The organism is Trinickia symbiotica, from assembly GCF_003028655.1.
Lineage (GTDB): Bacteria > Pseudomonadota > Gammaproteobacteria > Burkholderiales > Burkholderiaceae > Trinickia > Trinickia symbiotica_A.
The window spans coordinates 143347-163380 of record NZ_PYUC01000016.1 but is presented as its reverse complement, the minus strand read 5'-3'; the positions used below and the strand labels follow the sequence as shown (position 1 = coordinate 163380).

The following is a 20034-nucleotide window of genomic DNA, read 5'->3' as shown; positions in this document are numbered from 1 at the left end:
CTGCACCGCGACTTCGGGATTCGCTGCCAGTTCTTCCATCGTGTACACCTGTCCATTAAAGTTGTTAATGGGCACGATGCTCGCGTCAGAACTCCTGCGCTTCAAGGCGCCTTTGCCGGGTGCTTACAGGCGGAAATCCGCACCACGCATATGACGGGGCTGGTAACGGACATGGGCATCGAGGTCGGCCGTCTCGTCTATTGGAATTGGCCGCGCAATGGCCCCATGAGGGACGCGACGTTCGTGCGCTGCGACCGGCAGCGTCTTGCGCTGCTGGCCTCGCTGCTTGGCTCGTTCTTTTTCGGCGGTCTTGCTGGGGCGATCGGCTTCAAGCATATCGGCTTTGTCGTTACCGTGCCGTTGGCCGCCCTGCTCGTCGCGCTTGCGGCGGTGCCGTTGGTGGATGATGTCCTCGGGTTGGACACGGTATGCGGACGGCGCGCTGTTTGACGCAGGCGAGTTTGCATCACATCTTGAATGCGTTGCTCGCCCCGTAGAATTGCAATTCGATTCACGGACGAAAGGCACAGGTCGAGGATCTCGCGAGTCGGCAAGCTGGCTACCAGCGTCGAGACTTTGCTTGGCTTGCACCAACGGCACTTTGCGATTTTATTGCTCGGCTCAGGTGCCGCGCGAGGCCGAGCTCGATGAATACCCGAGGCGCCACTTGGTGAGGCCGCCGAACTCAAATATGAAGCTTAGCTGTTGCCGCGACCAGCGACGTCTCTTCCTCCAGTTCGCGTCGTGCGGCCTCAATCGGCGGTTCTGCCCGACGTATGATTCCGCCCCGTAATGACCATCGCGATCGGGCACGCGCAACAAGAAGGATTTTGCCTTCCCCCCAGCAGACGATTGTGGCTCGATCTTTCATGCCTTCCCGTGTGCTGCAAACGCTTAATCATTCGCGGTTCTCTATAGCATTTCGCCGGTGTCAGTGCCTGCGTCGAGCGAGCGAAATTTGTCGGCTTCGTCCATAAGGCCCATTAGCCGTGCGAGCACTGGCCATTTGACGAGGGCTTCTTTATAGGCGAGGCGCGTTTGTTCGTCGAAGTAGTGGCAGGGATCGACTTCAGGCACATGGCTCGCGAGACCTCTGATATCGTTGAGCGGCCAGCCGCGTGCGTTTGAATCGTCGGCCGTCATTTTTGGTCCACCCACACGCCGTCGGGCGTCTTTACCGCATAACCGTCCGCCGTCTTAATCGTCACGGTGCCCTCGTTTTCGCCGACCATCTGCGTCTGCGGCAAACCGGCGGCATACTGCGACAACGCAACCCCCGGCTTGAAAGGGCTGTTCGACACCAAGTTCGAGAGCAGTTGCGCCAGCGCGAGAAAGCTCGTCGGGGTATCAATGACGGTTGTCGGCCCATGGGCGCCGGAGAACCCTACAATCCGCACGCCCACGGGGTCGTGAATGATGCGAGGCGTGGGAATCTCGCGCAGCCCGGCCACTTGGTTTGCGTCGCCGCGCAAAGCTGCGCCGTGTTCTGGCACGAATACGATCACGGCGCGGCGACCCGATTTCCCGATCAAATCAGCCAACTGATCAACTTCGTTCATCAAGGTATTGACGCGGTAGGGGTACGACGCGAGGCTCGTCAATTGCTCCTTGCCGACGACTCTGTTGCCGTCGTGCAGGCTGATCGTGTTGTAGTAGAGCGCGATAGGTCCCGGTGTTTGCGCCCGCTGGGCGTACCAATTGGCCCAGGTCGAGTAGTCGTCGTGGACGACGGAGCCGTCGAACGCGTGCATCGCAACGGTGGCGTTCGCGTTCGATTCGACCGTCACGCCGGGGGCCCCGGCGTTGGCTTTGGCGAGGTCGAGGAAGTTGTCGAAGTGCCCATCGTGATTCATCAAGATTTGCGGCGTGAAGCCCGCGCGTGCGAGATTGTCGAGCAGATAGCAGGGCTGTGGCGCCGGCTCGTAAAGGTTGGCGTGCGCCTCCTGCCCGCAGCTCGCGCGCAGCACGCGGATGGCCGCGGGCCCGCTGTAGCTTGCTGCGGTGCTGAAATTCGTCAGCAGGTAGTCAAAGTGGCCCAGCATCGGATTGTCGCGGGCCTTGACGACATCGAGATCATCCCACGACAAAGAGCAGATATGCAGGATGATGATGTCGAATTGTTGGTTGGGATCGCCGTTGAGTTTGCCGAACGTGACTTGCCTTTGTGATTCGGCCGTGCGAAACGCAGCCAATGCGGCATTGTGATCGAGCGGCTGCTCGACGATGCCGGCACTGCGTGCTCCGCCGGGCGAAGGGCTTTGCACCTGCGTGATCGCAAGGCTCAGCGTATGCCATATTGGCAAGGCGATCAGCGCGACGACAATGAACGTCGTCACACGCAGCCAGCGGTTGACGAGCCAGTGACCGAGGATCACGGCAATGATGCCGATGATGAGCGCGGGCGGCAAAAATCGCCCGACCAACTCGAGCCAGTAGCCGAGCGTAAACGATCCAAGGCCTTTTGCCTCTTCGAGCACCCGCGCAAACGGCGGCACGAGCGCCTCGTAGTAAAACAGGGGCACGCCGACACAAAGCCCCACCGTGAACCGAACGAAGCGCAAGCCGCGCGACCGGATCGGATTCGTCAACGCGAGCCCGATGACGAATGCAATGTTCGCGAACCATACTGGCTTGAGGTGTCCCGTCGCGAACAGGTAGAGCTTTAGGATGAAATAGAGATTCCAAAATGTCATTGGTCGATTTCCTTGCGCGGCGGAATCGCTTCAGATATACGTTCGTCTTTGCTCGGTCGTTTCTCAGCGCATTCTCCGCCCGTTCAATACCGCGCCCGGTCGAGCGCGAGCAGCGCACGCAATGAGCGCCTGACACTGTGCACTAGTCGAGCATAGCCCTCGATGCCCATCAACATCACTTCCTTGAACCCGGCAAGCGGCCTATCTTCGATAGGCCGCTCTTCGTTGCTTAGCCACGCATCGGCCCGCCCGAACGTGCACTGCACGAACTGACGTTCCTGGTCGAGCGTCAGAGTTTCGAACTGCAAGCCCAATAGACGACCTGCAACGCGCGTGACACGAGTCGGGAAGTGGAAAATGCGGTCGCCGCGGCTTAGCGTGACATACAGAGACTGTCCGCGCTCGATCGCAATACCATCCGCGGGTAACGCGAGCCCAAGGCCGCCCGTCGAATAATCGCTCGTCATGCAGGCGATCGTCGTGCCGTCCGCGAGCAGCAAGGTGGCCGGCACGCGCATCGCGATCCGATGCGTCACGCGCACTTGCTTAGCCTCGCTCGCCACGCTCACCGCCGCGCCGAGCAGCGCAAGGTTATACAGCGTCCAAACCATGTTCATGACGATGGTCGGCCCCTCGCCGTTTGCATTGAACGCGAGCCGCCAGACGCCCGCGGCCAGCGCGATAAGGTTCAGGCCGAGCAGGGTCAAGTAAGGCTTCGATACGGCCCAATCGAAGTAACCCTCGTCGACACGGCCGCCCTTCTCCGTGACGTTAAACTTGCCGTGCTTCGGACTAAACAGCGCGAACGTCGTCGGCAACGCGATGTACCAGGCGAGCACCGATTCGTAGACTTCGGCCCAGAACGAGTGCCGGTACTGCCCCTGCATGCGCGAGTTGGCGATGTTCGAGAGAAAGATGTAAGGCAGAACGTAGCTCGCAATCGTCGTTGCGGCGGCGTTGATGAAATAGAGCTGGAAGAACAGGTAAGCCATCGGCATGACGAGGAAAATCAAGCGCGGCACCCCGTAGAAGAAGTGCATCATCGCGTTGCCGTAGCACAGCCGCTGGAAGAAGCCCAAGCCGCGCCCCAGGAATGGATTGTCGATGCGGAAGATCTGCGCCATGCCGCGCGCCCAGCGCGTGCGTTGCTTGATATGTCCCGCAAGGCTTTCGGTGGCAAGGCCCGCTGCCTGCACGGTAGGCAGGTAGGCCGTCGTATAACCTCGGCGATGCAGCCGCAATGCCGTATGTGCGTCCTCTGTCACCGTCTCCACCGCCACCCCGCCCACGGCCTCGAGCGGCTCGCGCTTGATGATCGCGCACGAGCCGCAGAAAAACGATGCGTTCCATAGGTCGTTGCCGGCTTGCACGAGACCGTAGAAGAGCTTGCCTTCGTTCGGCACCCGGTTGAATGTGCCCAAGTTGCGCTCGAACGGATCGGGCGAAAAAAAGTGGTGCGGCGTTTGGACCATCGCGCAATTCGGATCGCGCAGGAACGTTCCCATCGTCATCTGCAAAAACGAGCGGGTGGGAATGTGATCGCAATCGAAAATCGCAATGTATTCGCCGTGCGTGACCTTCAACGCCGCATTGATGTTGCCCGCTTTGGCGTTGCGGTTGTCGGCGCGGATTAAATACTCGATGCCGGCCTCGCGCGCAAAAGCCTGGAATTCGGAGCGGCGTCCGTCGTCAAGCAAGTAGACGCGCAGCTTCGACGATGGCCAATCGATGCCTTGCGCTGCGAACACGGCCGGGCGCACGACGGCAAGCGGCTCGTTGTAGGTGGGGATGTAGATGTCGACGGTCGGCCATGTCGACGGATCGGCCGGCAGCCGGGCAACCGTCCGATTGAGCGGCCATGCGGTTTGGATCAACCCGAACGTCATGATGATCCAGGTATACATCTCGGCCGAGAACAGCGCATAGCCGACGATCGCCTCGCCGGGCGTGCGAAACGTCAGCGTTTCGGTGACACGCCAAACCACGTAGCGAGCCATCGCCAGTAGCGATAACGTGGCTAGCATCAGCACGGGCAGTCGCCCCGGCAACCTCCGCACAACCAGCGCAATCGCCATCAGCAGCACGAAGAGTTGTACTTGGGCCGGCGCCAGCAAGGGCGAGACGCTCCCTGCCACCCAAAGCAGCGCACCGAGCAGCGCGGACAGGGCCGGCAGCCAGCGCATATTGCCGACGCGCTCGGCACTATGCTCGAGTGCGTCGCCGCAACGCTGCCACGGCAAACGTGCGATAAGGGCCTCGAATCGCCGCCAAATGCCGCGCACGAGCAGTGCACTCGGCAGCAGCGCGCGTTCGAGCCGATCGAGCGCTTCACGGGCTCGCGATATATCGGTGCGAAGCCGCGGGCGCGGTGGGCGCACGAATGCACGCCATAGCCAAGCGCGGGGGCTGCGCGAATCGAGCACGCCCCAGCGCGCGGCAAGCGCCACCCACAGGCCATGCGCCCACTGCCGTGGCCGATCGAGCTTGCCGGGACGCGGTGGCGCAAACACGACGCGCACGAACCAATCGAGCGCGGTGCGCTGTGGCGGTAGGCCCAGCCCCGCCGCCATCCACTCGATCAAGCGCAGGCGAGCGACGCGCAGCGCGGCAGCGATTCGCTTTTTCATGGCGCCGGCTCCGCGGAATCGGCGAGATCGCCGTCCAACCAGGCGTCGAGCCAATTCGCGAGCCCGTGCAGGTCATGCGACGCTTGCGAATGCGGCACATCGTCGAAGATCCATCCGCCCCGGGCGAGCGATTCGGGTACCGCCGCATCAAAATGCACGCGGTGGACGAGCTCGAGCGCATTGCCAACGGCCGCGCGCAGCAGCGCGAGCGCATCGCGTTGCATGTCGCGAGCGGGGTTGAGCCGGTTCACGACAACCTTGACCCTCGCAGCGGACTGATGCAAGCGTGCGAAGCGGCGCGCGAGCGTCGCGCAGGCGGCCGGCTCGAGCGGGGTGGCGCACAGCACGAGATCGGCCGCCGCGATCGCTTGCGCCGCCTGCTGCGACGGGAAGCGCGCCGTGTCGATGAGGACCACGCCGCGCGGCGGGAAATCGATCTGGGCCAGCGCATCGGTCAGCCAACGCGGCTTCGCCGCGAGCCGGGACTCGTATTCGGTGCGCTCCGCGAGCGTGGTTTCCCCGTGCGGCGCGAACAGGACCCCATCCGCGTTACGCCAGGTGTGATCGCGCCACGGCTCGACACGCCCCGCCATCGCTTGTCCCAGTCCCACCTGCGCGAAGCTGTCCAGTCCCAGATGCGCCCCTAGCATGTTTTGCGGATCCAAATCGGCCGCCGCGACGGGGCGGCCGCGCCGCGCAAGCAGCACGGCCAATGCGGACGTCAGGGTCGTGCGCCCGGCGCCGCCCGTCGTTGAAATCAGCGCAATCGTCTTCATCGCGCGCCGTCCATTTCGCTAACCTTGCCCTCGTTCGAGGCGCCTTCCAAATCGGGCAGCAAGCGTCCCTTGAGCACAACCGGCTCCATCACGCAGGGCACAGCGTGAGCGGGATCGAAGCCGTGCATAACTCGCAGGGCGCCGCGGGCGCCGAAACGCTGCGCAACGAGCCAAAACGGAATCGCGACCACGATGCCGGCCAGAAAGCACAGGATCACAAACGTCATCATTTTGCCTCCTGTTCGCCGCGCACCGGCATGGGCCATGGCTGTGCCCCGCGCCGACCGACCGCTGCTGTACGCGGTGGCGACGGGTGCGCGGCCAGCCTGTGCCGCGTCGAGGCCCAAGGTTCCGCGCCCGGCCGTTCAGGCTCGGGCGCCCGGCCGATGTTTTTCGGCATCCCTTCGACCGCTTGAGCCGCGGATGGGGAGACGGCGCCTGCCCGCGCCGCTTCGGAACCGGTCCGCTGCAGCCGGCCGTCGCGCGTGGCAACGACCGGGGGAAACAGATCGCCGTAGTCGGCGATCGGCACCCGTCGATTGGCCTCGGCCAGCTCCTTCACCTCGCGCTCGATGCTCGCTTCGGCCAGGTAGACCACGCGGTCGGAAACGTGCTCGACCGGAACCGTAAAAATACGTTGGAGCGCGGTATCCGCATCAGGCAGCCGGCAGGCGAACAAGAACACATAAAGATGAGCGGAATCGGCCGTGAGGACATCTCCCGCGCGACGCGGCGCGCAATGCCGCAACGCTTGCATGTGCGCGACGTCGGGCAACAGCATCACCTTAGCGAGCACGTGCGGCAGATCGAGCACGGCGCCGCGCGCCAGCACGGCTTCGATGCGCTCGCAAAATGCCGCGACGGGCAGGTAGCCGCGCACGTTGTCGGTCAGCGCGGCTGCCAATGCGGCTCGGTAGTCCGCTGCGATCGGGCGCGTATCGAGCTGGCCGTGCAGCGAACGAAGCAACGACTGCATACGCGAGAACGGCAAATCGCGCCCCACGATCAGATTCGCGCCGAGGCTGAGCAGCAGCAGCTCGTACTGATGACGCAGCGCCTCGCGGCGCTCGACAACGACGATCTTGAGCGCGCGCCCACAGTCGCGCCTCAGCCGATGCACGGCCGCGCATAAGGGTTCGAGCATGGAGCGGTCGCGGTAATCGAGCAGAACCGTCGCCGCCTGTGCACCGGCGCACGCGGCCACCGCCGCCGCTGGGTCCGCGACCACCTCCCATTGCGGCGGGACCCAACTCTCGCTTGCCACGACGGCGCGCGTGGCAACGACGCGCATTTCGTCGCGAGCGAGCCGCAGGCCGGACTGCACTGTGCCCTCGATGGATTCCGGCACGAGGCTCAAGTGCCCGTCCTCCGTGAACCGCAAGGCGCGCGTCTCGCCTGTCGCCAACGCGCGTCCCGCGCGCCAAAACTCGACGTGCCAGAGCAATTCGCCATGAGTGTGATTCATCCGGGCCACACCGGCGCACGCGCCGTGAAACTCGTGGTAGCCGGCATGTTGCGCGGTTTTGTCGCCCATAAACTCGTCGGCGTTCGGATGGAGCGTCGGGCCTGCTTCGCGGCCGACGCGCGACCGATCGAGCAGCAGCACGAGCGTAATGCGCCGCGCCGCGCACCAGTTCGCGAGCAGCATGCCCTCGCGGGCCAGCGCGTCGGGATCGCCCCATGTCAACCAGCGTTCGGCGCCTTCGACGATGACGAGCGCGTTCGCATGCAAGCCGAATCGCTTGAGTGCGCGCAGCCCGCCGTATAATCGAGCGAACGGCGCACGGTCCACGGTGCGTGGCACGCTCGACGCCGCGTCCGGGCCGGGCGCTTCGGGCATGGCCAGAACATTCAAGCCACGCGGCCACCCGGGCACGACAGTGCCGGCACCGAAACCAAGCTCCCGCATACGTGCCGCCGCCTGCGGCCGCGTGCGCGACAACACGATTGTTACGTGGCGCGTCGCGGCGGCCTTCGCCGTATCCGCGATCAAAGCATCGCAGGCGCTCGTGCACGGCTTGGCGTAGATCGCATAGAGTTTGCCCGGCGCCAATTGAGCGACTTCGTCGGGCAGCGCGTCGATCGCGAGCCGGTTGCTCTTGGGCGAGCTCACTCGCAATGCCCCGCGCAGCCGCGCCGCCAGGCGAGTCGAGCGCCCGCCCGAGGCGATACTGGCCGCTGCACCTGAACGGCGCACCTCGTTACGCTCGTGGGCCGGTTGATTGCGTTCGTCCATGGCCTAGTAACTCGAATAAAGGCTGACTGACTTCGGCGATAGGCTCGTGTCCGGCTTGCGCGCGTCGAACGAATACCGCACGTAGACCATCCCGGAGCTCGGCGCGTAATCGTGAGCATGATCGATATCGATCCGCAACCCGGCCACCCAGTGAGGGTTGAACCGATACTGAACCACCCCGCTTAGCCCGTAAGAAAAACTGAGTCCGCGCGTGGAACTGCCGGCGAAAACGTTGTTCGCGGCAGCCTGTGCCGACGGCAAGTTCGGCGCAGCGGGCAACCCATCGGGGTAGAACGCCGAGTCCCTTTCGTAAGAATTGGACGCGCCCACGGTGGCGGTTAGATCCCATGTCAGCGCGCCGCGCCTGCCGTTCCACTCGATCGGCATCCCAACCGACAAATACCGCTGTGGACTGTAGTACCCGCCCTGACCGTAAGTATAGAAACGCAGATTGTTCGTGTAATGCCACCAGTTTCCGACGAGGCCCGCACTTACGCGCATCGCGCGGTCCTCGTAGACAGGCGTTGTAAAACCCGTTCGTAGCGTCACTTCCTGATTCGAGGCGACGTGTTTGCCAGTCAACACACCCGCACCCAGCTCGGAGAAGAGGCTAAAGCGTCCCAGATCGACGCCCGTATGCCAGTCTATGCCGTCCCGGCGGACACCTCCCCACACCGCGTTCGTCCACGGATCGCGCAGACCGGCGTACGAAAGCTCACTGCTTGTCTCGGGCCGCCGCGATGCGCTCAGCGAAAAACTCGCGGAGCCCGCGTCGAACCGATAGCGCACTCCGCCCACGAGGTAATGCACCGGAAAGCCCAATGGCGTCGTACCCAGGTCGAAACGCCAAGCGTCGGATAGAAAGCCCGTGCCGAACCCGACGCCGTTTGCTTGTTGATGCAGGACGTTCGCGGCAGGCAGCTCGCCCGGCGCGAAGGCTGAGTACGTGCCGAACCGAGCGAGCGCATATGAAGGTGGATCGGTGATCGATAACGTGCCCGCATCGAGGTGAACGGCATCGAGGTGCACGAAAAAATGCCCCTCGTAGCGATAGGGCATCTGCACGTAAATCGGCACCTGCTGAGCGTGGTAGTCGGAGATGCCGGCATCGCCTGCCTTGAACGCGGGCATCCAGCCGGCCTCGATCTCGGGGGCGCGGCGCTGATCGAGGTCGGCGAGCGCAGCTTGCGCCGGTGTGCCTGCCGGGCTGCGCGATACAACGCCGTCCGCATGCTCTTGCTCCATTGAAAGGCGATAAAGTGCCGCTGCTTTATCGTACTGACCGAGTTCCTGTGCTACGCGCCCCGCCTCGACGGTCACGTCCGGGCGCGCGGGATCATCCTTTTGCAAGGCGTCGGTCAATTGTGCCGCTTCTTGCGGGCGATGCAGCGCAGTCAGCCGGCGCGCCGCCGACAGCCGGGTGTCGACGTCATCGGGCGGCGTGGCCTCTATCACCGTGTGCACGAGGCGCAACGCCGCGCTGCGCTGGCCACTGTCTTCGAGCACCCGTGCTAGCGCGAGAAGCGCCTGCGGGTCGTCGGGCGATTGCGCAAGCACCGGTGCCAGCGCTTCGCGCGCGGCGTCGAAATGACGTTGCGCGCGCTCCACGTCGGCCAATTCCAGCGCGTAGCGCTTGTCGCGTTTGCCGGCCGGGCTCGCCTGCGACAACAGGCTGCGCGCTTTGCCGTAATCGCGTTCATCGAGCGCGGCGTCGGCCTCCCGTAGCACGAGACGCAACGCTTGGTCTTCGAGGCGGGCGCTTTGCTGCGCGGTCAAACTGGACTCACGTCGCACCCGCGCCAGCCGGGCGGCCAGCGCATCGTTGCGCTCGGCGCTGCCGAGCAGATCGCCGTAGCGTAGTTCGACGTCCACATCGGTCTCTTTCGGATGACGCGCCATCCAACCGCGCATCAGTGCGAGCCCTTCATCGGCATGACCCTCGTCGATGAGGAGGGCGCCGACCGATGCGGTAATGTACGGATCCTCGCTTCCTTGCTCTCGCGCAACGTCCAATGCGCGCGCCGCCGCATCGCGGTCGCCACTCGCGAGCGCTGCGCGCGCTTGTCGCAATGCGATCTGAGCATCGATGCGCCTTGCGAGAGACTGCATGCCTTCGGTGCGCGCATCGGGTGGAACGCCCGCGAGTACCGCCTGCGCACCCGCAAGGTCGTCGATCGAGTTCCGGTACAGTGCCGCGGCGTAACGCATTTCGGTCGAGTCGTGCACGGCTAGGCCCTCGTCTATGACCGCGCGGCCCAGTTGTGGCAACCCCAGGTCCCGGTAGAGGCGCGCGAGCGAAAAGCGCGTCCATGGCGCATCGGGCGCGAGCCGCAGTGCCGTTTCGTAGGCCTGCGCGGCTGGCCCCTTCTTGCCGGCCGAATCCAAACGCTGCGCCTGCAGTGTCATGCTATCCGCACGCAAGCCGGCGAGCGCTTGGCGAGCGGCCTGCCCCCCGAATCGTTGGCTCAGCGCGTCGAGCAGGCCTGCAATCTCGCTTTCTCGGCCGGTCTCGCGCAATAAAGTCTGCATGTTTTCGACGGCACCGCTATTGAACTGCCGGCCTGAGAGCAGTTGGCGCAGCAGAGGCTCGGCGGCAGCCCAGTTACGCTGCGCAAGCCACGCATCGGCCAGTAGTTGTTTCGCCTGGTCGTTCTCCGGGTCTAGCGCGAGCGCCGCCTGCGCGTCGCGTTGCGCCTCGTGCGCGCGCCCGGCCGCCGCGGCCTCGCGGCCTTTCGCAATTGTTCCCCAGAGCAGCGCTGTACGGGCAAGCCCCTCCCATCTGGATCTGTTGCCGGGGGCAAGCGCGGCGGCGCGCTGAAACAGCGCGCGTGCCTCATCGTGGCGGCCCTCGCGCAGCCGCACGAGCCCCAGGCCCCCGACCGCTTCGGCGTCCTCGCCGCGCGCGCCCGCCGCGCGCGTGAGGAGACGATCGGCGGTCGCTACATCACCACGCGTGAGCGCCCGCAACCCCGCCTCCTGCGCGATGTAGTCGGAGTTCCGCTCGAGCTTTACTTGCGCCTGGCGTTGTGCCTCGAGCGTCGCCGCGCGGTCCTTGAACTCTGTGTCGTCGGGCTCGAACGCCAAATAGGCGTGAATCGCGTCGAGATAGGCGACATCGGTGCCGGCCGACTGCAGCACGCTTCTCCATGCATTCATCGCTTGCATGTGATCGACGTCCTCACGTCGCGCCAAGGACCTTGCGAGCCGGTTCGCTTCGGCGCGCGTTGTGCTCTTTTGGTTGAAGAGACCGACGAGCGCAAGCGCTGCGGACGTATCGCTCGGATCGGTGGCCACGCGCTGGCGCAGCGCTGCAACCGCTTGCGCGTAGCCGTCCGCCGTGCCAGCGAGGATCCGGTAGTACTCCGCGCCGAGCGCGCCGGGCGGCGCGCCATGCGGGAAAAGCGTTCGCAAGCGCCGCACGGCCTCCTCGCTTCGTCCGCTGCGCGCCAGCAGACGAATCGTCGCCAACTCGCCACGGCCGCTCGTGGCCGAGCGATATTCGTCTTCTAGCTGCAACGTCGTGGTGGCGTTCGGCTCGCGTGCTTTCAGGCGATCGAGCAGCGCCGTGGCCGTGCGCGCTTGACCGAGCCGCAACTCGATGCGCACGGCCTCGCTCAGCAGCACCGGATTGTCGGGGGCAATCAAGAGGGCTTTGTTGACGGCCTGCAACGCGAGGTCGTCGCGGTGCTTCGCGGCCCACAAGCGCGCGGTGGCGAGAAGGCGCCCCTCGGGGGTCGCCGGCGGCGCCAACTTGGCCGCATCGGCGCCGTCCAACGCGGTCGCGGGCTGGGCCGCGCCCGTCCAACCCAGCGCCGTAACCACTGCGCACCGCACGAACGCGGCCGCGCTGTCCCGTGCACCGTTCGTCATCGCACCCCGCTCGCACATGCTGCTTTCCATTGAACGACAAGGGCACCGTCGACCGCGAAGCGATATAGCCCATCGCGCCACCCGAGGCCGAATAGCGCTAAGACGTTCGAGTAGTATCCCAAGGGCTCGTGCGCTTCGAGCGAGTGGACGCGCGCCGCTTGCGCATCGGCCTGCCCCGTGCGCCCCAGCGCCACGAGAAACGGCACCGCCGCGGCCGAGAAACCCGCGTTGCCCGCGTTCGTCGCGTGGCCGTTGGTCGTATCGATCGACTCGTACGGCGCGCCATGCTGAGCAATGTAGTCGGCAAACGGCGTCAAGTGCGCGAGCACAGCCTTCGCATCCGGTTGAGCCGGGTCCAACATGCCTGCCCAAAGGTACACGCGAATCGCGTCGTAGCTGCCCTTGGCTTGAGTCCTGGTATCAGGCAAGAACCCGCGACCGGTCTGATAGAGCGCCCAATCAGGCGCAAAACCTTGCTCCGCCGTGTCGCGCAAGACCGTCGATGCCGACTCTGTCAGGCGCTTCCAGCGCGGCTCGTCAGGCAACCGCTCCGCAAGCCCTTGCAACACCGGCAACGGCAGGTAGCTGGGATTGAGGCGCCATTCGTCGGGACGTAGATGAAACCCTTGAGGCCCAGGCAACAATGTCAAACCGAGCCCGGGCAAGGTCGCGGTTTCTTGCTCGACGATGTGCCGTGCGAGTACGCTGCCGCGTGCCGTGTAGCTGCGCTCCCGCCAGAGCACACCCGCTTGCAGCAGGGTATAGGCGATCCACACATCGGCATCCGATGCTGCGTTGGCATCGAGCACGCGCCAGTTGCCGTCCTTGTCTCTGCCCCAGAGCCACGCCGGCAGGTGGCTCGTGAGATCCCCGGCCGCGAGGTTGTTCTCGGTCCAGCGCAAGAGTTCGTCGAACGTTGCACGGTCGTTCGCGACGAGCGCGAAGAACAAGGCGTACGCCTGTCCCTCGGATACCGTGCGCTCGTCGGCCGAGCCAACATCGATCACACGGCCATCGGCGGAAATGAAACCGTGCTTGAACTGCTGCCAGCGGGCCCACGCGGGCGAGCACGGGCCCGCCGCGGCGCTTACGGCGCTGGCGGCCGCGGGCTGCGAAGCCCCAAAGAGCGCTGCAACCAGTGCCACGGCTACGCCGCCTAGCACCCGCCGCGGGCCTCGCGAGCCGCGATGATCAGTGCGCGCCATCGTTCAGATCCCCCGGCGCCGCGCTGACAACTCTTGCAGTGCAGTGAACGCGGCGATCGCGAGCAACAAGCCGCCGAGTGCACCAAGCACGCCGAGCAGAATCGGATGCCGAACGGCCCAGCCCCATATCTGGGCGTACCAAGGCACATAGCCGACGACATACGTGTCGCCAACGCGCATGCTCTCGATACGCCCGTCTCGAACAAGCGCGACATCCCCTTGCAATTGCGCGACACGATCGGGCTTTTCAAGCACGTCGAGCACGTCGCCGAGCCGGGCGGGCGAGGTGCCCGTCATCGCTACGCCGCTGCGCCCATGGCTGCCCGGTATCTCGAAGCCGAGCAGCGCGGCGATCGGGCCGCTTTCAGCCAAGCGCGCGCTGCCCTCGGGTATGTGCACGCCGTCGCGCCAATATTCCTTGACAGAGAACGCCGTGCGGCTGAATTGACCATCCGCACCTGCGACGATCCAGAGCGGCAACGCAGTGCGCCAGGCCGGCGGCAGCACGCCCGACGCGCTATCGCCGATCATGAGCAGATCCTTGTTGTGCACCTGCTGCGCTTGCGCTGCACGCACAACTTGAACGCGCAGCGACGGCAGCCCGGTCCATTGCCCCATGTGACCGAGCGCCGTCAAAAATGCGCCGAGATCATCCACGCCGGGGCGATCCGGCAAAACCACGGCCGTCTGCGAGAGATCGGCGTAACGTGTAAATGGAAAGCCGCTGTTAGCGAAATAGGCCAGATCTGGCATTCGGGCGTAATGCACGAAGTGCGAAAAATCGATCGTCGAATCGGGATCGATGGCAGCCCGCACCGGGTTTTGCGCGACGCCCTGACACAGCCCCGTCTTTTGTGAATCGAGATCGAACCGCAGCTGCAGCTGGTTCGTGCTGCCGACGCGGAATGCGGGAATGTCGAGCAAATTGGCCGAGCGCGTATCGGCACCGCCGAGGATGGGCAACTGAAGCCTACCTTTGCCGTCCTCGTCCTTCGCCGGTGGCAGCCGCAGCGATTTCACGAGCAAATCGTTGATCGAGATCGACAGCGCTGAGTTGTTCTGCACGGTAGGCGCGGTATAGCGATACTTCAGGTCGATCGGCACGCCGCGCCCGCTCCACGAGTACAGATCGGCCGGTACACGGAGGTTGAGCCGGATTGCATCCGGCCGGCTACCCGCGACTTGCAGTTGCCGCGGATCGTCGACGAGTTGCTTGAACGGTATGGCATGTCCGATCGGCAGCCAACGCGGCGCGTCGTAAGGTCGGCGTATCGGCCCGATGTCTATGTGCTGCACCGTCGCCTCTGACCCCGAGAACGCCGCCTTGCCGAGCACGAGCGCATCGGCGGCTTGCTTGACTTCGGCATCGTTGCGGCCCGTGACGATCAGGAGCTTCTTATTGGGCGCGGCGGGGTTGTCGATAATCATCAACGTCGGCCCATCGATGGCCGGCATCGTCACGCTCGGCGGCAGCTGCTCGCGGGGGCCCAAAACGACGCCATGCGCGTCGGGCGGCAACGTCGTAGATACCGGGAAGCGGGCTTGCCGGTAATCCGCAAGCTCTCCGAACCAGGAAGCCAAAATGCCGGCGCTCTCGAGCGTCGAGTCGTCAGGCGCGGCGGGCAGCACGAACGGCAGCCGCAACTGACGCGGATCGCGACGGTCGAAGAACGGCGCCGGCAGCAGGCTGAGGTCATTGGGAAGCTTCAGTGGAATGGTATCGATGCGCACTTCGCTGGTCGGGCTGACGTCTGCCCAAAGCGACGAGTTTTCGGGATCCTCGCAATGGTCGAGCGTGTAGTGCGCAATGAGTTGCACGTTGATTTGGTTGTAGTCGGTCAAAAAGCGCGGGTCGAGCGCGATGTCGCGTGCAACCATTTGCCCAGCGTGCTCGCTGTCGAACGGCACGGTCGCCACGGCCTCGCCGTTGATCGATACCTTCAGGTGCGATAGGGGAAAAATGAGCGCCGGCGAATAGGTGAATCGCAACGTCAGCGTCGCCGCAGTGACGACGTGATCTAGTCGCACGCCGAGGTTGATCGTACGCGTATCGTCGGGGCCGCGCAGACGCAAGGGTTCATAAGCGCCGAGCATCGCAAAACGAAACACGGAGGACGAAGCCGGTGCCGCCGCGCTTGCTGCGGAAATTGCCACGGTGGACGGCCCGAAGGCGCCCTGGGACTGCGCCAGCGACCATACAGGAAACAGCCAGCCGGCTAACGCTGCCGAGCAGACGTAAGTCGATAGACCAAGTTTCATTGGCGGCCCGTTATTGCAGAACCGTAGTCCACCGGGCGAGCATCCCTTCCGCTGCGGGAAGCGGGGCTGCTGCGCCGCAGGAAAGTCGGCGTTGCGCTTTTGGGGCCCGATGCGTGTCGGTTCCGACTTGCTTTGATATTCACCTTATATACGATGAATAACAGCGCGCCGCAAACGTTTTTTTGATCTATACCCTGAGGTATCCTGTCCGCGCTTTGCACGCAAGGACCGCAAGAACGCCGTTGGCGGCAGGCGCCGTCGGCCCCACCATCGTTGTTTCAAAAAGCTGCCAAGCATGGCAGGGATGTGTGACAAACTTTGCTTTCATTTCGGTTGTGCCGGCTTCGCGTCTTGGGCCGGCCGATAAATACTTCCGATGGGCCGCCCGACAAACTCCTCGTCCTCTGCCTCGCACACGCCGCCGTCCCTGCCGCCCAAGCGCAGGGGGCCGGTGCGTGCCCTGTTCGCACTGAAGCACTCATTCGACGGGCTGCGCACCACCTTCTGCGAGGAAAGCGCGTTTCGCCAAGAGACCGTGCTGGCGGCCTTGCTCATACCATGTGCGCTGCTTCTGCCGGTTCCTCCCATTGAACGTGTCATGCTGATCGGCTCTGTTCTGCTCGTCTTGCTCGTCGAATTGCTCAACTCGGCCATCGAGGCCGTGGTCGATCGCATCTCACTGGATCGCCATGAACTATCGCGCCGCGCGAAGGATTGCGGCAGCGCGGCCGTGCTAACCGCGCTCGTCATTAGCGCATCGGCGTGGGCCGTGGTGCTATGGCCACTTGTGAAGCAATGGCTACACTTGCACCGCTGACGCGATAGCAGCGACGCTCATCCCACGCTCGCCGTTTCTACGAGTGCGACGTAAGCAAACTGGCGTCGCTTGCGTCTTGACCATCGTCAGCCCGGCTGAATGCCCGCGCCTGCGAGAGAGCAATCGTCAATTGTGGTGTACGCGGGCGGGGCGGCATGATCAGGCGGCTAGCGGCTGAGGAGCCGGTGTACTTTCGATCACCGGGGTGCCGTCTTTGAAGGGGATGCCCTTCAGGAGCGGCTCGATCTTGTCGATGCCACGGATCTTTCTCCAGGATCGTTCGGCCGCCTCGATTAGCTTGAACGCCATGCTGAGGAACGTCGCGCGTGACAGGCAATTGCGCGTGCGGCCCCTCCGATGGCGCACCGTTGCGAACGTCGATTCGATACAGCTTCTCATCGCGCTGAAAATAGCCGACGGTCTTTTCCAGGAAGTCGGCGGTGGGCACGTGGTCCGCGTCGAAAATCGCGATCAGGTCGCCGTCGGTGCACGTGAGCGCGGCATTGATGTTGCCGGCCTTCGCGTGCTCGTTGCGCTCGCGCGCGAGGTAAATGCCGCCGTGGCGCTCGACCATCGCCCGCATCGCGTCGGCCCGCGCTCGCGCCTCCGCCGCTTTAGCCGCGTCCGGCTGCGTAAGCTTTTGCTGCGTGCCACCGTCGTCCAGCAAATAGACGTTCAGCAGCCCGCACGGATAGCGCATATCGAGCGCCGCGCGTAGCGTGACTTCGAGCAACTCGGGCGGCTCGTTGTAAGTCGGAATGAAGACGTCGACGCGCGGCAGCGCGCCCGTCATGCGGATCAGCGGCGCGGCTGTGCGCTGCAGCGGGCGGCTATTGACGAAGAGGCCGAGCAGGGCCACCACGATGCCATACAGCTCGGCGCCGTACAGCAGCAGCATGAAGATGAAGTCGGGCAGGCCGTTGTAGCCGAGCGTCGACGTGGTGCGCCAGTACAGGTAGCGGAAGGTCAGGAAACCCGAACACAGCAGGAAGAAGAGGCGGCTGCGCTCGAGGCTGGATGTGTGACGCAGCACGATCATCCCGCCCAGCACGGAAAAGGAAAGGCAGAACTGCGCAGTGAGGTCGAGCTTGACGGCGACGAGCACGAGGATGGCTAGAAGCGAACTTCCCCACGCCGCGACGGCCGCCCAGGCAGGCATCCGCAGGCGCCAAGTTTGCGCATGCGTGGGGGCGGCGTGTCTGGAGAGAACGTCTTTTCCATGACTGGTATCGACAACCCTTGCTTTGTTTCGCCGCACAACAAAACAAAAGGATATTCGGGGATTCGAAATGGCAATCGTTCAAGCTCGAGCCATTTGCCCCGCTACTTTCTTGATTCGTCGCTCATCCATTTGGCGAACTTCCGTGGTTGCGAACCGCAATATCTTCAGGCAAATTACAGTATAGGCGCGCGATTTCATCCGACAAGTTGGAGGCCGAAGTAGGAAACGGCTGACATGGTGGTCATCGCGACCACGCAATTTTAAGTTACGACCGATTTCATTTGCCACGGCTCTGACCCATACGCTCGTCACAATTGTGACTGAATGCAGCGCTGACCCGACCTCAGTACTGAGGGAGCTCACATGAGCTGCGCTGCACAGGACTTGATTGAACTGATGCGCCCGTTCGGGCGCGGCGTTGACGCGCTGATGCAACATCTGCTTCGCGAGCTGGCTCTCATCGCCAGGGGCGCGTCGGACGCGCGTGTTGCCTGTTTAGCCCACCCGGTCAATCCACCACACCTCTGTCGATGCCAGTAAGCAACCGCGACCACCCTTTTTTCGTCCTCATCAGTTCGCCGCGCGTCCTAATTGGTGGCAGTATCGTCTTCGCCCTGGCGCTGCTCCTCGTCAGCACCGTCATCCTGTATGGCGGCCGGCAGGATGCAATGGATCATGCGGCCGACTCGTCCCGCAACACGCTGCTCGTTATCGAACGCGACATCGCGCGCAACATCGAGCTCTACGATCTTTCCCTCCAAGCCGTGGTCGACGGCATGTACCGGCCCGACGTGATGGCCGCGCCGGCACAGCTCAGGCGCGAAATCCTGTTTGACCGCTCGGCGACGGCCCCGTACCTGGGGGCGATCTTCGTCACAGATGCAAGCGGCCGTGTCGTAGTGGATTCGCGCTCCAATTCACCCCCTCCGGCGAATCTCGCGGACGAAGACTACTTCCGGATCCAACGCGACCGGCAAGCCTGGGGCCTCTATGTGAGCCCGCCGCACGCCTCGCCGCTGCTGGGTGGCCAGACGGTTGTGTTCCTGAGCCGGCGCATTTCCGACACGGACGGGTCGTTCCAGGGGATTGTCGTGGGCACCGTCAATGTCGAATACTTCCACCAGCTGCTCTCGGGCCTAACGCTCGGACCGCACGGCACAATGGCCCTCATCCATACAGATGGGGCGCTCATTATGCGCGCGCCGTACAATGCACGGCTGATCGGCCGCGATCTGCGCGGCACTGGACCCTTCACAAAGATGATGGCGAGCGGCGAAGGGACGTTTGCCGATACGGCGTCGATCGACGGGATCCGTCGCGTGTACGCATTCCGGCACCTGTCGGGGCTTCCGCTCATCATGGAAGTAGCACCGGCCGAGGTCGACATCTACGCGAAGTGGAAGGCGCGCGCCGAAAAGGTCGGCGCGATCATGGCGCTCTTCTGTGGCACCTTCGTTGGCCTGTCAATACTGCTGGCGTACTCGCTGCGCCAGAAAGCCAGAGCCGAATCGGCGCTTCGTATACTGGCTCGGACCGACAGCCTGACCGGGCTCGCGAACCGGCGGACACTGGACGAGCGGCTCGAGCAGGAGTGGCGCCGCGCGGTGCGGACGCAGCGGCCCCTGTCGTTGCTCTTTGTCGATCTCGACCGCTTCAAGGCCTACAACGACCGGTATGGCCACCAGGCCGGCGATGCCGCGCTGGCGGCGGTCGGCCGGTGCTTGGCTGAGCAGCTACGTCGGCCATCGGATTTCGCGGCCCGATACGGTGGCGAGGAATTCGTGGTCGTGCTGCCAGATACCAATAGCATGGGCGCGCTTTCGATCGCGGAATCTCTTCGCACGGCGGTCGCCCAACTGGCGATCGAGCACGCCGGCAGTGAACAGGGCAGAATCACAGTGAGCATCGGTGCCGCGAGCTGGCAGGGGCTGGTTGCGAACGATGTTGCCTCCGTAGTGAAGGCGGCCGACGAAGCCCTGTACCGTGCGAAGGCGATCGGCCGGAATCGCGTAGCCGGTGCGATACTTGGATGAACTCGAGCGCTCACACTCTGGCTGCGCAGGCTCGATCGCTCGCTGCATTCCGGGCAGGCGAACGCGGGCGACGCGTACGCTGCCTGCGTACGCCGGGTCTGTCGCATTGATACCCTCGCCTGGAACAATTTCCGCAGCAGTGTTAGGGTGATTTGATCACCGTTGCGTATCGCCGCGGCTAGCGCCTGATGCACCTCTCGAATCCGTCCGGCTTAGCCTTCCGATAGGGCGGGCCGGTGAGGAAGCGACTCGCGTTCCGCGCCTCGAAAGCGCCCGTTGACGAGGATTAATTTACG

At 64.1% G+C, this 20034-nt stretch carries 13 protein-coding genes and 2 pseudogenes; 3 read left to right on the top strand and 12 right to left on the bottom strand.

Annotated features, from left to right (window positions below; translation table 11 throughout):
• On the top strand, positions 1-450 hold a 450-nt coding region (locus tag C9I57_RS26790; protein ID WP_146166273.1), incomplete at its 5' end, for a DUF1275 family protein.
• Between the two features lie 235 nt (positions 451-685).
• Here the strand turns inward: C9I57_RS26790 and C9I57_RS33405 are convergent.
• The 10 genes from C9I57_RS33405 to bcsB form a co-directional block, all read right to left on the bottom strand.
• Positions 686-871: an NUDIX domain-containing protein gene (locus C9I57_RS33405; RefSeq protein WP_258187832.1), complete on the bottom strand. Its 186-nt coding sequence runs from the start codon at positions 869-871 to the stop codon at positions 686-688.
• 41 nt (positions 872-912) lie between these two features.
• Positions 913-1143, bottom strand: coding sequence for a hypothetical protein (locus tag C9I57_RS26780; protein WP_107153599.1), 231 nt, complete (start codon positions 1141-1143; stop codon positions 913-915).
• A complete protein-coding gene (bcsG, locus tag C9I57_RS26775; RefSeq protein ID WP_107153598.1) occupies positions 1140-2693 on the bottom strand; it encodes a cellulose biosynthesis protein BcsG in 1554 nt (517 codons plus the stop codon). Before bcsG ends, C9I57_RS26780 begins: the two co-directional genes overlap by 4 nt.
• 83 nt (positions 2694-2776) lie before the next feature.
• Positions 2777-5320, bottom strand: coding sequence for a UDP-forming cellulose synthase catalytic subunit (gene bcsA, locus C9I57_RS26770; protein ID WP_107153597.1), 2544 nt, complete (start codon positions 5318-5320; stop codon positions 2777-2779).
• Positions 5317-6096: a cellulose biosynthesis protein BcsQ gene (bcsQ, locus tag C9I57_RS26765; protein ID WP_107153596.1), complete on the bottom strand. Its 780-nt coding sequence runs from the start codon at positions 6094-6096 to the stop codon at positions 5317-5319. Before bcsQ ends, bcsA begins: the two co-directional genes overlap by 4 nt.
• The gene (locus C9I57_RS26760) at positions 6093-6326 is read right to left on the bottom strand and encodes a hypothetical protein (protein WP_107153595.1); all 234 of its coding nucleotides are present in this window, start codon (positions 6324-6326) and stop codon (positions 6093-6095) included. Before C9I57_RS26760 ends, bcsQ begins: the two co-directional genes overlap by 4 nt.
• The gene (bcsE, locus tag C9I57_RS26755; protein ID WP_107153594.1) at positions 6323-8332 is read right to left on the bottom strand and encodes a cellulose biosynthesis protein BcsE; all 2010 of its coding nucleotides are present in this window, start codon (positions 8330-8332) and stop codon (positions 6323-6325) included. The genes C9I57_RS26760 and bcsE overlap by 4 nt, the downstream gene beginning before the upstream one ends.
• Before the next feature lie 3 nt (positions 8333-8335).
• Positions 8336-12220, bottom strand: coding sequence for a cellulose synthase subunit BcsC-related outer membrane protein (locus C9I57_RS26750; RefSeq protein ID WP_107153593.1), 3885 nt, complete (start codon positions 12218-12220; stop codon positions 8336-8338).
• A complete protein-coding gene (gene bcsZ / locus C9I57_RS26745) occupies positions 12199-13407 on the bottom strand; it encodes a cellulose synthase complex periplasmic endoglucanase BcsZ (protein ID WP_107153592.1) in 1209 nt (402 codons plus the stop codon). The genes C9I57_RS26750 and bcsZ overlap by 22 nt, the downstream gene beginning before the upstream one ends.
• Before the next feature lie 3 nt (positions 13408-13410).
• Positions 13411-15666, bottom strand: coding sequence for a cellulose biosynthesis cyclic di-GMP-binding regulatory protein BcsB (bcsB, locus tag C9I57_RS26740; RefSeq protein WP_107153591.1), 2256 nt, complete (start codon positions 15664-15666; stop codon positions 13411-13413).
• Between the two features lie 451 nt (positions 15667-16117).
• Here bcsB and C9I57_RS26735 point away from each other — a divergent pair, with 451 nt between their 5' ends.
• Complete coding sequence (locus C9I57_RS26735) at positions 16118-16483, top strand: diacylglycerol kinase (RefSeq protein ID WP_440130250.1); 366 nt, start codon at positions 16118-16120, stop codon at positions 16481-16483.
• A 159-nt stretch (positions 16484-16642) separates the two neighbouring features.
• Here the strand turns inward: C9I57_RS26735 and C9I57_RS33400 are convergent.
• Together C9I57_RS33400 and C9I57_RS33395 are read right to left on the bottom strand one after the other, a co-directional pair.
• A pseudogene (locus tag C9I57_RS33400) lies at positions 16643-16870 on the bottom strand (IS256 family transposase); the annotation flags it as partial.
• A 4-nt stretch (positions 16871-16874) separates the two neighbouring features.
• Positions 16875-17276, bottom strand: a pseudogene (locus C9I57_RS33395) (glycosyltransferase); the annotation flags it as partial.
• 959 nt (positions 17277-18235) lie between these two features.
• On the opposite strand from C9I57_RS33395, the gene C9I57_RS26720 reads away from it, so the two are divergent.
• The gene (locus C9I57_RS26720) at positions 18236-19738 is read left to right on the top strand and encodes a sensor domain-containing diguanylate cyclase (RefSeq protein WP_107153589.1); all 1503 of its coding nucleotides are present in this window, start codon (positions 18236-18238) and stop codon (positions 19736-19738) included.
• Positions 19739-20034 lie beyond the last annotated feature (296 nt).

What these genes read in the sequence shown, in the direction of transcription:
- C9I57_RS33405 (WP_258187832.1), bottom strand. Translation starts at nt 871, where the DNA reads ATGAAAGATCGAGCCACAATCGTCTGCTGGGGGGAAGGCAAAATCCTT.
- C9I57_RS26780 (WP_107153599.1), bottom strand. Translation starts at nt 1,143, where the DNA reads ATGACGGCCGACGATTCAAACGCACGCGGCTGGCCGCTCAACGATATC.
- bcsG (WP_107153598.1), bottom strand. Translation starts at nt 2,693, where the DNA reads ATGACATTTTGGAATCTCTATTTCATCCTAAAGCTCTACCTGTTCGCG.
- bcsA (WP_107153597.1), bottom strand. Translation starts at nt 5,320, where the DNA reads ATGAAAAAGCGAATCGCTGCCGCGCTGCGCGTCGCTCGCCTGCGCTTG.
- bcsQ (WP_107153596.1), bottom strand. Translation starts at nt 6,096, where the DNA reads ATGAAGACGATTGCGCTGATTTCAACGACGGGCGGCGCCGGGCGCACG.
- C9I57_RS26760 (WP_107153595.1), bottom strand. Translation starts at nt 6,326, where the DNA reads ATGATGACGTTTGTGATCCTGTGCTTTCTGGCCGGCATCGTGGTCGCG.
- bcsE (WP_107153594.1), bottom strand. Translation starts at nt 8,332, where the DNA reads ATGGACGAACGCAATCAACCGGCCCACGAGCGTAACGAGGTGCGCCGT.
- C9I57_RS26750 (WP_107153593.1), bottom strand. Translation starts at nt 12,220, where the DNA reads ATGTGCGAGCGGGGTGCGATGACGAACGGTGCACGGGACAGCGCGGCC.
- bcsZ (WP_107153592.1), bottom strand. Translation starts at nt 13,407, where the DNA reads ATGGCGCGCACTGATCATCGCGGCTCGCGAGGCCCGCGGCGGGTGCTA.
- bcsB (WP_107153591.1), bottom strand. Translation starts at nt 15,666, where the DNA reads ATGAAACTTGGTCTATCGACTTACGTCTGCTCGGCAGCGTTAGCCGGC.
- C9I57_RS26720 (WP_107153589.1), top strand. Translation starts at nt 18,236, where the DNA reads ATGCCAGTAAGCAACCGCGACCACCCTTTTTTCGTCCTCATCAGTTCG.